This window comes from Microvirga mediterraneensis (genome assembly GCF_013520865.1).
In the GTDB taxonomy this organism is placed as follows: Bacteria; Pseudomonadota; Alphaproteobacteria; order Rhizobiales; family Beijerinckiaceae; genus Microvirga; species Microvirga mediterraneensis.
Genome location: NZ_JACDXJ010000001.1, coordinates 1502553 through 1516358, shown reverse-complemented (window position 1 = coordinate 1516358; position 13806 = coordinate 1502553). Strand labels below are relative to the sequence as shown.

The 13806-nt window shown below is 65.4% G+C and carries 10 protein-coding genes and 1 tRNA gene; 6 read left to right on the top strand and 5 right to left on the bottom strand.

The genetic code is table 11. The annotated features are described in order from the left end of the window. Positions 1-141: 141 nt before the first annotated feature. Both H0S73_RS07125 and H0S73_RS07120 read right to left on the bottom strand, forming a co-directional pair. Positions 142-217 (bottom strand) — tRNA-Ala (locus H0S73_RS07125). Positions 218-296: 79 nt separating this feature from the next. After that, positions 297-683 carry a TIGR02300 family protein gene (locus tag H0S73_RS07120; RefSeq protein ID WP_181051496.1) on the bottom strand — a complete coding sequence of 129 codons (387 nt, stop codon included), beginning with the start codon at positions 681-683 and terminating at the stop codon, positions 297-299. 173 nt (positions 684-856) lie between these two features. Between H0S73_RS07120 and aroA the strand changes: the two genes are divergently transcribed. The 5 genes from aroA to H0S73_RS07095 all read left to right on the top strand — a co-directional run bounded on the left by aroA (position 857) and on the right by H0S73_RS07095 (position 5169). Beyond that, the gene (aroA, locus tag H0S73_RS07115; RefSeq protein ID WP_181051495.1) at positions 857-2206 is read left to right on the top strand and encodes a 3-phosphoshikimate 1-carboxyvinyltransferase; all 1350 of its coding nucleotides are present in this window, start codon (positions 857-859) and stop codon (positions 2204-2206) included. Between the two features lie 7 nt (positions 2207-2213). Continuing rightward, complete coding sequence (cmk, locus tag H0S73_RS07110) at positions 2214-2852, top strand: (d)CMP kinase (protein ID WP_181051494.1); 639 nt, start codon at positions 2214-2216, stop codon at positions 2850-2852. Positions 2853-3126: 274 nt separating this feature from the next. Then, positions 3127-3930, top strand: coding sequence for a DUF1194 domain-containing protein (locus H0S73_RS07105; protein ID WP_181051493.1), 804 nt, complete (start codon positions 3127-3129; stop codon positions 3928-3930). A gap of 12 nt (positions 3931-3942) precedes the next feature. Further along, positions 3943-4320 carry a methylglyoxal synthase gene (locus H0S73_RS07100; protein ID WP_181051492.1) on the top strand — a complete coding sequence of 126 codons (378 nt, stop codon included), beginning with the start codon at positions 3943-3945 and terminating at the stop codon, positions 4318-4320. A gap of 210 nt (positions 4321-4530) precedes the next feature. Continuing rightward, positions 4531-5169, top strand: a complete 639-nt coding sequence (locus H0S73_RS07095; RefSeq protein ID WP_181051491.1) for a methyltransferase family protein — start codon at positions 4531-4533, stop codon at positions 5167-5169. A 162-nt stretch (positions 5170-5331) separates the two neighbouring features. Here H0S73_RS07095 and hrpB read toward each other — a convergent pair whose 3' ends face one another. The 3 genes from hrpB to H0S73_RS07080 form a co-directional block, all read right to left on the bottom strand. Then, complete coding sequence (gene hrpB, locus H0S73_RS07090; RefSeq protein ID WP_181051490.1) at positions 5332-7794, bottom strand: ATP-dependent helicase HrpB; 2463 nt, start codon at positions 7792-7794, stop codon at positions 5332-5334. Positions 7795-7872: 78 nt separating this feature from the next. Further along, positions 7873-8484, bottom strand: a complete 612-nt coding sequence (locus tag H0S73_RS07085) for an HAD family hydrolase (RefSeq protein WP_181051489.1) — start codon at positions 8482-8484, stop codon at positions 7873-7875. A 146-nt stretch (positions 8485-8630) separates the two neighbouring features. Next, a complete protein-coding gene (locus H0S73_RS07080; RefSeq protein WP_181051488.1) occupies positions 8631-10922 on the bottom strand; it encodes an NADP-dependent malic enzyme in 2292 nt (763 codons plus the stop codon). A gap of 149 nt (positions 10923-11071) precedes the next feature. Between H0S73_RS07080 and mutS the strand changes: the two genes are divergently transcribed. Next, positions 11072-13798, top strand: a complete 2727-nt coding sequence (mutS, locus tag H0S73_RS07075) for a DNA mismatch repair protein MutS (protein WP_181051487.1) — start codon at positions 11072-11074, stop codon at positions 13796-13798. The last annotated feature ends 8 nt before the right edge of the window (positions 13799-13806 follow it).

Below are 13806 nucleotides of genomic sequence, written 5' to 3'. Positions count from 1 at the left end.
CTAAAAATGAAGATCGACGTCATTGCCATGAGCAAAAGGACGAACGATCGGTCCAAAGCCTATGCTTTGGGAGTAGATTCAGCCCCCGGCTGGAATCACGCAACAAAAAAGCCGCCAGAAGGCGGCTGTTTTTGAAAGGTTTGGTGGAGCCAGGCGGGATCGAACCGCCGACCTCTTGCATGCCATGCAAGCGCTCTCCCAGCTGAGCTATGGCCCCATTCCGGCCGCGGCGCCTGGGTGCCGCGGCGGTCTCTGTCGAAGCAGAGGCGTCTCTATAGTCGCCTCCGGTCCGAGGTTCAAGCCTCTTCGTCGTCTTCCAGATCGCTGTCGATCAGGTCGGACACGTCGTCGTCGCCCTCTTCCTCGTCCTCGAGGAAGGTGTCGTCGTCAGCCACGTCGTCGGCCACGTCGATATCGTCGTCGACCGGGATGTCCTTCTCGTTCTCGCCGGCCTCGACCTCGTCAAGGGAGACCATCTCCGGCCCGGTTGATTCGAGATCGGTCTCGTCGTCGTCGGGGGCGGCGGCGGCACGGGCTGCCACGGGAGCGGCGACGCGGCTCATGGCGACGGCCTGGTAGACGGTGCCGCATTTCGGGCAGACCGCAGGGTCCTTGTTGAGATCGTAGAATTTCGCGCCGCAGCTCATGCACTGGCGCTTCAAGCCGAGTTCCGGTTTGGCCACGGTGATTGCCTTGATTACGTGTGAAAGGTTGGGAACGCTCCGTTAGTCATGAGGGAATGGCTTGTCAAATAGGAAATTGCAAGAGCAGGCGAAGGCTCGTGCCAGCTTGCGCGTGACGGCGGGAACCCTCCGTGTTAGGAGCCCGCCCGGATAAGGAGCTCGAGGAACCCGAAATGTCGCACGCGCACGGATCGCCGTCCCCTGTCGCCAGCAGGTCTGGAACGCCCCTGAAGGGGCGCATACGCGTGCCCGGCGACAAGTCGATTTCCCACCGCTCCATGATCTTCGGGCTTCTCTCCATCGGCGAGACCAGGGTCGAAGGCCTCCTGGAAGGCGATGACGTTCTGCGCACCGCGGAGGCCTGCCGGGCGCTCGGCGCCACCATCACCCGCGAGGCGCCCGGCCGGTGGCGGATCGTCGGGGCGGGCATCGGCGGCCTGACGGAGCCCAAGGATATCCTCGATTTCGGCAATGCGGGTACGGGCTCGCGTCTCATGATGGGCGTGGCCGGAAGCCACCCGATCACCTCAACCTTCGACGGCGACGCCTCGCTTCGCAAGCGCCCCATGCGCCGGATCCTCGACCCGCTGGCGAAAATGGGCGTGACCGTGGTCAGCGAGGCCGAGGGCGGGCGGGTGCCACTCACCCTGCGCGGCCCGAAGGAGACGATTCCGATCACCTACGAGACCCCGGCGGCGTCGGCCCAGATCAAGTCGGCGATCCTGCTCGCCGGCCTCAACTCCCCGGGCAAGACTACCGTGATCGAGCGGGAAGCCACCCGCGACCACACGGAGCGGATGCTGCGCCATTTCGGCGCGAGCGTCGAGATCGTGCCGCACGGGGCGGACGGCCGCGCCGTCACGCTCCAGGGTCAGCCCGAGCTGCGCGGCACCGATATCGTCGTGCCGACGGACCCCTCCTCGGCGGCTTTCCCCCTGGTGGCGGCGCTGATCACCCCCGGGTCGGACGTGGTGATCGAGGGCGTGATGATGAATCCCCTGCGCACCGGCCTCATCACCACGCTGATCGAGATGGGCGCCTCCATCGAGCGCCTGAACGAGCGGGACGAGGGCGGCGAGACGGTCGCCGACCTGCGCGTCCGCCACAGCCGCCTCACCGGCGTCACCGTTCCCCATGCCCGGGCTCCGTCCATGATCGACGAATACCCGATCCTGGCCGTCGCGGCCTCCTTCGCCGAAGGCACGACCCGGATGCAGGGACTCCATGAGCTGCGCGTGAAGGAATCCGACCGCCTCGCGGCCGTCGCCGCTGGCCTTGCGGAGGCAGGCGTCTCGCACGAGATCGAAGGCGACGACCTCCTCGTTCATGGGTCGAACGGCAAGGTCCGCGGAGGCGGCAACCCGGTGGCCACCCATCTCGACCATCGCATCGCCATGGCGTTCCTGGTCATGGGCCTGGCGACCGCCCAGCCGATGACGGTGGACGATGGCGCCATGATCGCCACGAGCTTCCCGTCCTTCATCCCGCTTATGCGCGAGCTCGGCGCCACGATCCAGGATTGACCGGCCCATGATCATCGCCATCGACGGCCCCGCCGCCTCGGGCAAGGGGACCCTGGGCAAGCGTCTGGCCGAGCATTTCGGCTTCGCCCATCTGGACACGGGACTGCTTTACCGGGCCGTCGCCCGCGTGCTCATGGACCGGGACATCCCTCTCACCGACCGGGACGCCGCCGCGCAAGCGGCGCAGAACCTGGACGTCAGCCATCTGGAAGACGATTCGCGCCTGCGCGGCGCCGCCATGGGCGAGGCCGCCTCGGTGGTCTCCGCCTATCAGCCGGTCCGCGACGCGCTCCTCGCCTTCCAGCGCCAGTTCGGGGGCCAGGAACCTGGCGCGGTCCTCGACGGCCGGGACATCGGAACCGTGGTCTGCCCCGATGCGGAGGTGAAGCTCTTCATCACCGCAACCCCCGAGGAACGGGCACGGCGACGCCACCGGGAGCTGCTGAGCCGGGGCGAGCAGGCGGAATACGAGACTATCCTGGTGGATATCCGCCGCCGCGACGAGCGCGACATGAGCCGGAGCACCGCTCCGTTGAAGGCTGCCGCCGACGCCATGACCCTCGACACGACCCATCTGGATGCCGACGGCGCCTTCCGGGCCGCGCTCGACCTCGTAGAGCGCAGGCGATCTGCGATCAACGGATAGATCTCTTCCACCTCCCACGTCATCACCGGCCCCGTGCCGGTGATCTCGATTTTCTCAGAGCGCGACGCTTCTCCGTATCGAGATGGCCGGGACAAGCCCGGCCATGACGGGACGGTCTCGTCCCATAGACCGCGCCTCCCCTCAAGAAATCCTGCGGAACTGCCCCCCGCGATGCCATCCATGTGGCCGCCCTCTAGCCCTGGCCTGTCCCTGCCTTAGTTTCAGAAGCTGGCACACTCACCTGACCAATCCGGCTCCCGACAAGGAGATACCGATGGTTCGTTCCGGCTTCCTCCGCTTGGCCGCAGCCCTCGCCTGCCTCCTGGCGCTTGCCGCACCGCCCGCCCAGGCTCAGCCCGGCACGGAGGTCGACCTCGCCCTTGTGATTGCCGTCGACATCTCCTTCTCCATGGATACGGACGAACAAGCCCTGCAGCGGGAGGGCTTCGCCCAGGCCTTCCGATCCAAGCTCGTGCATGACGCGATCCGCGGCGGGATGCTGGGCCGGATCGCCGTGACCTACATGGAATGGGCGGGCTCGCCGGATCAGAAGGTGATCGTTCCCTGGACGGTCCTGGACAATTCCGAGAGCCTGATGGCCTTCGCGGACAAGATCTCCTCGACTCCCTTACGCCGTGCACAGCGAACCTCGATCTCCAGCGCCATCGATTTCAGCGTAAAACTTCTCGATGAGAGTGGACTCAACGCGGCGCGGCGGGTCATCGACATTTCCGGGGACGGCCCGAACAACCAGGGCCGGCTCGTGGTCGAAGCGCGCGATGCGGCCGTGGCCAAGGGGATCATCATCAACGGCCTGCCGATCATGCTGCGCCAGCCCGGCTACCTCGACATCCCGGATCTCGACATCTATTACAGAGACTGCGTCATCGGCGGCCAGGGCGCGTTCACGGTACCGGCCCGCGAACGCGACCAGTTCATCGAGGCGATCAAGACTAAGATCCTGCTGGAAGTTGCCAACCTGATGCCCGAGCAGTCCTTGATCAACCGCATTCAGTCCCCTCCGCGCACCAACTGCATGGCCGGCGAGATGCAGTGGCGTGACCGCTGGAGCAATTGAGCTGTTCCTCCCATGAAGCAATTGACGCTGGCGCTCGTGGCCCACGACGCCAAGAAGGCCGACATGGCCGAATTCGTGGCCAAGTACGAGAATGACCTCCGGCCTTTCGCCCTCTTCGCCACCGGCACGACCGGCGGGCGCGTGATGGAGCGTTGCCCGTCGCTCTCCGTCACGCGGCTGAAAAGCGGCCCGCTCGGCGGCGACCAGCAGATCGGTGCGATGATTGCGGACGGAAAGATCGACGTGCTCTTCTTCTTCGTCGATCCGCTCTCGCCACATCCGCACGATGTGGACGTGAAGGCCCTGATGCGCCTCGCCCTCGTCTACAACATCCCCATGGCCCTCAACCCCGCCACGGCGGAACGGCTGATCGAGTCGTTTCGGGATTAGGTGCAGCGACTCGTCGGCTGCCAAAGCTTTTCATCGCATTTTGGGGCAGGCATCTCCGGCTGCCCTTGCACTTTATCCAGAGGGCACCGCGCCACTTCCCCTGGGAGCACCATCGGATGGCCTAAGACATCCGCCCTAGTTGCTGCTCCTGCTCGCAGCATGCAACGATATGAAGGATAAGTTCCTTAACTCGGCACTCGAGCAGCGATTATGAAGAGCGCTATTTTTCAACTGCGCAAAGTCAAGTTACCTTTCGCTCTCGATATGTTAGAGCGGGCAACCGCAGCGACATTCTTAAGTTTTTTCGCAATGCGATTTCTAGATGATTACATGGAAACGGGAAAAGTAATTCTCCTCCTACAAGTAGTCGCAGAATGCCTCATTATCGGTTTTCTCCTTGTGAGAAGGATCAGCAATCAGGTTTCTCTCAGCCCCACTGACTGGTGTGTCGCCGTTGCCGGAACCATCCTTCCCCTGTTCGCGATCCCTGGTGGAGAGCCGCTTGTGCCTGTCAGCCTCTCGGGCGCATTTATGCTGACAGGAATAATTATCAATATTTGGGCCAAACTTTCCCTTCGACGTAGCTTCGGGATTGTTGCCGCCAACCGAGGTGTCAAGACAAACGGCCCTTACAATTTTGTCCGTCACCCTATGTATTTCGGATATGTGGTAACTCAGATTGGCTTTCTCTTAGCCAACCCCACAATTCATAATATTGTTTGCTATCTGTCAGCCTCTACATTCCAAGTTCTCCGCATCCTGGCGGAAGAACGCACCCTCTCTCAGGATCAAGAGTACAAAATCTATACTGTAAAAGTCCGCAATCGTTTAATACCTGGTGTTTTTTGACACAAAAACCATACATTCAATATCTATAACAATTTAATCTCCTATCAATATTTCAAAAATAATACTTCACAAATAATTTTTCTAATCATATTAAATACTCTGAATTTCTCAATTTTTTTCAAACAGACTCACTCCTCTATTCTGAATTTAAGACGCTAACAATTACTGTCTCCGGCGCGCATGCCGCGTCGGCGGTGCGGTGAGCGGGTCCTCCGGCCAGGGGTGCTTGGGGTATTGCCCACGCATGTCGGCCCGTACGGCCGCCCAGGAGCCGCGCCAGAAACCCGGCAGGTCACGGGTGATCTGGATCGGGCGGTGTGCAGGGGACAGGAGATGCAGGATGAGCGGTACGCGCCCCGCCGCGATGGTGGGGTGCTTGTCGAGCCCGAACAGCTCCTGCACGCGCACGGCCAGGACGGGCCCCTCCTCGGCCCCGTAATCGATCGGGATCTGCGATCCCGTCGGCACCTCGATATGGGTCGGCGCCTCCACATCGAGGCGCCGCTGCAGGTTCCAGGGCACAAGGCCGCGCAGGGCCTCGCTCAGCAGGTCCGCGCCGATGTCGTTGAGACCCGTTCGGCCAATGAGATGCGGCGCCAGCCACTCCTCCGCCGTGCGGCTCAAAGCCTCGTCCGACAGGTCCGGCCATTCCTCGCCTTCGACCTTGCGCAAGAACATCACGCGCTCGCGCCATTGCGCCAGCGCTTTCGACCAGGGCAAGGCATCGAGGCCCAGGGAGACCAGGCCTTCGGCCAGGGCACGCGCCGCCGCCTCGGTGGCCGGCACCTTCAACGGGCGCTCGTTCAGGAGCAGGGCCCCGAGGCGCCTGACGCCCCGCGCCCGCAGGGCCTTGGCCTGCCGGTCGAAGGCGACTTCGTCGCGCTGCTCGATTGCCCCGCCGAACAGGCTCTCGATCTCGTCCGGCGCAATGGCGGCCGCGGCGAGAATGCGCGCCGAGGTGGCACCGCCGGCGATCTCCGCGATGGCGAGGTAAGGTTCCCTGGCTAGCCTCTCATGCGCTTCGAGCACGGCGCCGCGCCCATTGACCATGAGGTATTCGCCCGTCTTGCCGCGCGCCTTCGCGATCCGATCCGGATAGGCCAGCGTCAGCAGCGCCCCGATGGAATGTGGCTCGCCTGTCGCGGAGCCGTCGCTCCCCCTGGCCCAGCCGTCCGCCATGCGCCGCATGTCCTGCGCCCGGCCCGACCGGTCCCGGCGGAAGCGCTCGACGCGCTCCGTGAGGTCCGTCGCATCGCCTCCCAGCCCGCGTTCGACGAGAACGGCCGCGATGTCCGCGGCCTCGCGTGCCTGTCCCGTCTCGCCCGCGGCCAAGACCATCCGGGCGAGACGCGGCGGCAGGGGCAGGTCGCGCAGGCGCCGGCCTGTCTCCGTGATACGCCCCTCCGCATCGAGAGCGCCGAGCTGCTGCAGCAGCGCTCTCGCCTCCTTCAAGGCCGGTGTGGGCGGCGGGTCGAGGAAAGCGAGCGACGTGGGATCGGTGACGCCCCAGGCGGCACAATCGAGCAGCAACGGCGCGAGATCGGCCGAGAGGATTTCCGGCCGTCCGAACGGCTCGAGCGCGCCCGTCGCGGCCTCCTCCCAGAGCCGATAGCACACACCGGGCTCCGTGCGGCCTGCGCGGCCCCGGCGCTGGTCAGCGGCGGCGCAGGAGACGCGGACGGTTTCGAGACGCGTGAGGCCGATATTCGGCTCGTAGACCGGCACTCGCGCCAAGCCTGAATCGATGACGACGCGAACACCCTCGATGGTGAGCGAGGTCTCTGCGATGGAGGTGGCGAGCACCACCTTGCGGCGGCCAGGCTTGGCCGGACTGACCGCGAGGTCCTGCTCGCCCCGCTCCAGCGCCCCATAGAGCGGCGCGATATCGACAGCAGGATCCGCGATGCGCTCCCGCAAAAGGGTCTCGACCCGGCGGATCTCCCCCTGTCCGGGCAGGAAGACCAGGATGGAACCGCTCTCCGCCCGCAAGGCCCGCGTCACCGCATCCGACACCTGCTCCTCGATGCGGCGGTTGGGGTCGCGCCCGAGATAACGCGTCTCGACCGGATAGGCGCGGCCTTCCGATTCGATGACGGGCGCTTCGCCCAGCAGCCTCGCCACCCGGGCGCCGTCGAGCGTCGCCGACATGACGAGGAGGCGCAGGTCCTCCCGCAAGCCTCCTTGGGCATCGAGAGCCAGGGCGAGCCCCAGATCCGCATCGAGGGAGCGCTCGTGGAACTCGTCGAAGAGGACGGCGGCAACGCCGTCGAGGGACGGATCGTCCAGGATCATGCGGGCGAAGACGCCCTCGGTCACGACCTCGATCCGCGTCCGCCGACTGATCTTGGAGCCCAGGCGGACGCGCAGGCCCACCGTTTCTCCGACCGCCTCGCCGAGCGTCTGCGCCATGCGCGCCGCCGCCGCCCGGGCGGCCAGCCGCCGGGGCTCCAGGACGATGATCTTGCCGCCATCGACCCACGGCTCGTCAAGCAGCACCAGCGGCACCCGCGTGGTCTTGCCGGCGCCCGGCGGGGCGACGAGCACCACGTTGGAGCGGGCGCGCAGGGTGGCCGTCAGGTCGCCGAGAACGGCATCGATGGGAAGGGAGGTGTCGAAAACCCGCATGCCGCCTGATGGCTCAAGCCGGCCTGGAGGGCAAGAGCTGCCGCCCGCCATTCACGGCCACGGCGACCTTCCACGTCATCAAACCGGAAAGCCGAACCGCCGCAGCTCCGCCGCCAGGTCGACGGACTCGACACAATGGATCGCGTGCATGCCTATATCGCGGGCGGCCTCCACGTTCGGCTTGGAATCGTCGATGAACACGCAGTCTTCCGCCGTCAGCCCATAGCGGTCCAGCAGGAGACGGTAGATGGCCGGATCGGGCTTCAGGAGGCGCTCGTCGCCGGATACGACGATGCCGTCGAAACCCGACAGGAACGGGAAACGCTGCTGCGCCAGGACGAATTTGGGCCCGGAGAAATTCGTGATGCAGTAATTCGGCACGCCCGCCTCCCGCAGGCGCAACAGGAGCGCTACATGGTCGTCGAAGACGCCCGAGACGGTCTCGTCCCAGCGCTCGTGGAATGCCCGAATCTGCTCTTCGTGCATCGGATGATCCTTCACGAGAAGCGCCACAGCCTCGTCCCAATCGCGGCCCCGGTCCTGCTCTACATTCCAGTCATGGGTGCAGACATGGGCGAGGAACCACTCCATCTGCTCCTCGTCGTCGAAGATCCGGCGGTAGAGATTGCGCGGATCCCAGCGCAGCAGGACGTTGCCGATATCGAACACGACGGTTTGAGGCTGCCCCATGGCCAACATGCTTTCCTTTGGTTCCGTTCGCATCTGTTTAGCCGCCCGGCGACACTCGCACCACTCCCAGGAACAGCGGGCAGCCTTCAAAGGCCGGGGACTGGACAGACGGCTCCCTCGATGCCGAGGGAGCCGGAAGGCGAGGATCAGCCGCCGATATTGTAGGCTGCGAGCGCCGCCATGTTGACGATGTCGTTGTCGGTCGCGCCCAGCGAGACGATTTGCACCGGCTTGTCGAGGCCCACGACGAGCGGACCCAGGACCATGGCGCCGCCGAGTTCCTGCAGCATCTTGGTCGAAATGGAGGCCGAGTGGAACGCCGGCATGACGAGCACGTTCGCCGGTCCCGTCAGGCGGCAGAACGGATATTGCGCCATCACGTCCCGGTTGAGCGCCACGTCGGCCGACATCTCGCCGTCATATTCGAAATCGACCCGCATGCCGTCGAGGATTTCCACGGCTTCCTGGATCTTCTCCGCGCGCTCCGCCTTCGGATGCCCGAAGGTCGAGAACGACAGGAGCGCCACGCGCGGCTCGTAGCCGAGACGGCGCGCGACGCCGGCGGATTCGATGGCGATCTCGGCAAGCTCCTGAGCGCTCGGCATCTCGTGAATGGCCGTGTCGGCCACGAGGACCGTACGGCCGCGCGCGAGGCAGAGCGAGATGCCGATAACGCGATGGCCTGGCTTCGCGTCGATCACGTGGCGCACGTCGGCAAGCGCTGTCGAGTAGTTGCGCGTCGCGCCGGTCACCATGGCGTCCGCATCGCCCAGGGCCACCATGGAGGCGGCGAAGTGGTTGCGGTCCTGGTTGATCATGCGCTGGCAGTCGCGGAACAGGTAACCCTTGCGCTGCAGACGTTCATACAGGAACTGCGCATAGGTCGCGTTGCGATGCGACAGGCGTGCGTTGTGAATCTCGATGCCCTCGCGTCCTTCGAGCTCGATGCCCGCCTGAACGGCCGTTTCGTGGATGCGATCCTCGCGCCCGACGAGGATCGCCTTGCCGAGGCCCTGGTTGACGAAAGAAAGGGCAGCGCGGATCACCTGCTCCTCCTCACCCTCCGCGAAGACGACGCGCTTCGGGAACTTGCGCACACGCTCGAAGATGCGGTTGAGGGTTCCTGCCACCGGATCGCGCCGCGCCGAGAGCTGCGCCTTGTAGGCGCGCATGTCGACGATGGGACGGCGCGCGACGCCGGTCTCCATGGCGGCCTTCGCCACCGCCATGGGAATCGTATGGATCAGGCGCGGATCGAACGGCACGGGGATGATGTATTCGCGCCCGAAGCGCGGACGCGAGCCCTGGTAGGCGGCCGCCACCTCGTCCGGCACATCCTCGCGGGCGAGTTCCGCCAGCGCCTGGGCGGCGGCGATCTTCATCTCCATGTTGATCGTGGTCGCCTGCACGTCGAGGGCGCCGCGGAAGATATAAGGAAAGCCGAGGACGTTGTTGACCTGGTTCGGATAATCGGACCGGCCCGTCGCGATGATCACGTCGTCACGGATGCGCGCCACCTCTTCGGGTGTGATTTCCGGATCGGGATTGGCCATGGCGAAGATGATCGGATTGGGCGCCATGGAGCGGATCATCTCGTCCGTAAACGCGCCCTTGGCCGACAGGCCGAACACCGCATCGGCGCCGTTCAGGGCATCCGCCAGGGTGCGGGCGTCCGTCTCGGCCGCATGGGCCGATTTCCACTGGTTCATGCCCTCGGTGCGGCCCTTGTAGATCACACCCTTCGTGTCGCAGAGGATGACGTTGTTGGGCGCGAAGCCCATGGCTTTCAGAAGCTCCGTGCAGGCGATGCCGGCGGCGCCCGCGCCGTTCACCACGAGCTTCGTCTTCGCCATGTCGCGATCGGTCAGATGGAGCGCATTGATGAGCCCCGCCGCCGCGATGATCGCCGTTCCGTGCTGGTCGTCGTGGAAGACGGGAATGTCCATCAGTTCCCGCAGGCGCTCCTCGATGATGAAGCATTCCGGCGCCTTGATGTCCTCCAGGTTGATGCCACCAAATGAGGGCCCGAGATACCGCACGCAGTTGATGAACGCGTCCGCATCTTCGGTATCGACCTCAAGGTCGATGGAATCCACGTCGGCGAAGCGCTTGAAGAGCACCGACTTGCCCTCCATCACGGGCTTCGAGGCGAGCGCACCGAGATTGCCGAGACCGAGGATGGCGGTTCCGTTCGAGATCACCGCCACCATGTTGGAGCGGGTTGTATAGTCGAAGGCCAGGGACGGATTTTCCGCGATCGCCAGCACCGGCACCGCGACGCCCGGGGAGTAGGCCAGCGACAGGTCGCGCTGGGTCGCCATGGGCTTGGTCGGGACGACTTCAAGCTTGCCGGGCCTTCCCTGGGCGTGGAACTGCAGCGCCTCCTGGTCGGTGAAGGTGGGGCGTTTGCGGCGGATCGGGCGCTGATCGTCGGTCATGGAATATGGTTTCTTTTGATGGTGGGCGTTTCCAAAAGGGGATGCGACCTTAAGGCATAGGAGGCGCCTTCCTCAAGACTTGTCCACATCCGCCCTTTGGACCCTATGACATGGATGAAAGGCTGGGCCAGCTTTGCTAAACAGACAGGATGTCGTCCCAAGCCGCCTATCAATCCCCCGAGACCGCCCCGTCGAACACTGCGCCCGCGCCAACAGTCCCGCAGGACAGCCGGGTCACGCCCATGATGGCCCAGTATATCGAGATCAAGGCGGCCAACCCCGACAGTCTTCTGTTCTACCGGATGGGCGACTTCTACGAATTGTTCTTCGAGGATGCCGAGATCGCCAGCCAGTCGCTCGGCATCGTGCTGACCAAGCGCGGCAAGCACCAGGGGCAGGATATCCCCATGTGCGGCGTGCCCGTGGACCGCGCCGACGACTATCTCCAGCGCCTCATCGGCCTCGGCCACCGGGTCGCCGTCTGCGAGCAGACCGAGGATCCGGCGGAGGCTAAGAAGCGCGGATCCAAATCCGTCGTGCGCCGCGACGTGGTGCGCCTCGTCACTCCCGGGACGATCACCGAGGAGCGCCTGCTCGAACCCGGCCGGGCGAATTACCTGCTGGCGATCGCGCGCCGCCGCGTGTCCGACACCCAATGGTGCTACGGCCTTGCCGCCGTGGACATTTCCACAGGTCATTTCGTCTTGAGCGAGACGGACGGCACGGGCCTTTCCGCCGAAATCGCCCGCTTCGAGCCGCGCGAGATCCTGGTGCCCGACGTGATCCACGATGACCCAGACCTCGGGAGCTTCTGGCAGGAGCCCCGCGCGTCCAGCACGCGTTTGTCCCGCGAGGGGCTTGACCCAGCCTCGGCCGAACGGCGCCTCAAAGGTTATTTCGGCGTTGCGACCCTCGATGCGTTCGGGGCCTTCAGCCCCGCCGAGATCACGGCGGCGGGCAGCGCGCTGTTATACATCGAGAAGACGCAGATCGACAGCCGCCCGGCCCTGAACCCGCCCTCCCGCGACACGTCCGGCGCGGCGCTCGCCATCGATGCGGCGACGCGCGCCAACCTGGAGCTGACGCGCACCCTGTCCGGCGAGCGGGCGGGAAGCCTTCTTGCCACCATCGACTGCACGGTGACGCCGGGCGGCGCGCGGCTGCTCGCCGAGCGGCTCGCCGGCCCCCTCACCCATCCGGACCAGATCCGCGACCGGCAGGATGCCGTTGCGGCTCTCGTCGACAACAACGACTTGCGCGACCGCCTGCGGCGCATCCTCAAGCGCTCGCCCGATCTGGCCCGCGCCCTCTCGCGCCTGAGCCTCGGGCGAGGCGGGCCGCGGGACCTCGCCTGCGTGCGCGACGGCCTGTTCGCGGCGCGCGAACTCGGGCTCGAACTGGCCATCGCCCCCGAGCTGCCGAAGGAGCTGCTTGCGGCTGCCCAGGTGCTTCAGGGCCTGCGGACGGACGTGGCTGACCGGCTTGCCGCGGCCCTGGCCGACGAGCTGCCGCTGCTCAAGCGCGATGGCGGCTTCATCCGGGCAGGCTTCGATTCAGGTCTCGACGAGCTGCGCGAGCTGCAGCAGGATTCCCGTCGCTTCATCGCCGCCCTTCAGGCACGCTACGCCACCGAGACCGGCTGCCGCACCTTACGCGTCAAGCACAACCACATGATCGGCTATTTCGTGGAAGTGCCGCAGAACGTGGGCGAGGACCTGCTCAAGGAGCCCTGGAAGGACACCTTCGTCCATCGCCAGACCATGGCGGGCGCCATGCGCTTTTCAACTATGGAACTCGGCGAACTCGAAGCGAAGATCGCCTCCGCGGCCGACCGGGCCCTGAAGATCGAGCTCGCCCTGTTCGACGAGATGGTGCAGGCGCTCATCGACCTTTCAGCCGATGTGGCGGCCGCCGCCGAAGCCATCGCGGTCATCGACGTGACCGCCTCCCTGGCCGATCTCGCCATGCGCCTCGACTGGACCCGTCCCGTCGTCGACACGAGCCTCGCCTTCGCCGTCAAGGGTGGCCGCCATCCGGTGGTCGAGGCGGCGCTGAAGCGCGACGGCGTTCCCTTCATCGCCAACGACTCGAACCTCTCCGGCAAGGACGCGGGCCACATCCTGCTGATCACCGGCCCGAACATGGGTGGTAAATCGACCTATCTGCGCCAGAACGCGCTGATCGTGGTGCTGGCCCAGATGGGATCCTACGTGCCTGCCAAGGAGGCCCATATCGGCATCGTCGACCGGCTCTTCTCCCGCGTCGGCGCCGCCGACGATCTGGCGCGGGGCCGCTCGACCTTCATGGTCGAGATGGTGGAGACCGCCGCCATCCTCAACCAAGCCACCGCCCGCTCGCTGGTCATTCTCGACGAGATCGGCCGAGGTACCGCCACCTTCGACGGGCTCTCCATCGCCTGGGCGGCCATCGAGCACCTGCACGAGGCCAATCGCTGCCGCGCGCTGTTCGCCACCCATTTCCACGAGCTGACCGCGCTCGCCGACCGGATGAAGCGTATTTCCAACGCGACGCTGAAGGTCACCGAATGGAACGGCGAGGTGGTGTTCCTGCACGAGGTCGTGCCCGGAGTCGCCGACCGCTCCTACGGCCTGCAGGTGGCGCGTCTTGCCGGGCTGCCCGGCCCCGTCGTCGAGCGGGCGAAGACGATCCTGAGCGAGTTGGAAAAGTCGGACCGCGAGGCACCGAAGCGCGCGCTCGTCGACGATCTGCCGCTCTTTGCCGTTCCCGTACGGGCCGAGTCCGCGCCGGCTCCGCAGCGGGACACCTTGCGGGAGGCGCTCGATGCTCTGGATCCGGACGCAATGACGCCGCGGGAGGCGCTCGATGCGCTCTACCGGCTCAAGGCGCAGAAATAGGAAGCAGC

Excerpts from the sequence above, each read along its gene's own strand:
- aroA (WP_181051495.1), top strand. The coding sequence starts at position 857 with ATGTCGCACGCGCACGGATCGCCGTCCCCTGTCGCCAGCAGGTCTGGA.
- cmk (WP_181051494.1), top strand. The coding sequence starts at position 2,214 with ATGATCATCGCCATCGACGGCCCCGCCGCCTCGGGCAAGGGGACCCTG.
- H0S73_RS07105 (WP_181051493.1), top strand. The coding sequence starts at position 3,127 with ATGGTTCGTTCCGGCTTCCTCCGCTTGGCCGCAGCCCTCGCCTGCCTC.
- H0S73_RS07100 (WP_181051492.1), top strand. The coding sequence starts at position 3,943 with ATGAAGCAATTGACGCTGGCGCTCGTGGCCCACGACGCCAAGAAGGCC.
- H0S73_RS07095 (WP_181051491.1), top strand. The coding sequence starts at position 4,531 with ATGAAGAGCGCTATTTTTCAACTGCGCAAAGTCAAGTTACCTTTCGCT.
- hrpB (WP_181051490.1), bottom strand. The coding sequence starts at position 7,794 with ATGCGGGTTTTCGACACCTCCCTTCCCATCGATGCCGTTCTCGGCGAC.
- H0S73_RS07085 (WP_181051489.1), bottom strand. The coding sequence starts at position 8,484 with ATGGGGCAGCCTCAAACCGTCGTGTTCGATATCGGCAACGTCCTGCTG.
- H0S73_RS07080 (WP_181051488.1), bottom strand. The coding sequence starts at position 10,922 with ATGACCGACGATCAGCGCCCGATCCGCCGCAAACGCCCCACCTTCACC.
- mutS (WP_181051487.1), top strand. The coding sequence starts at position 11,072 with ATGTCGTCCCAAGCCGCCTATCAATCCCCCGAGACCGCCCCGTCGAAC.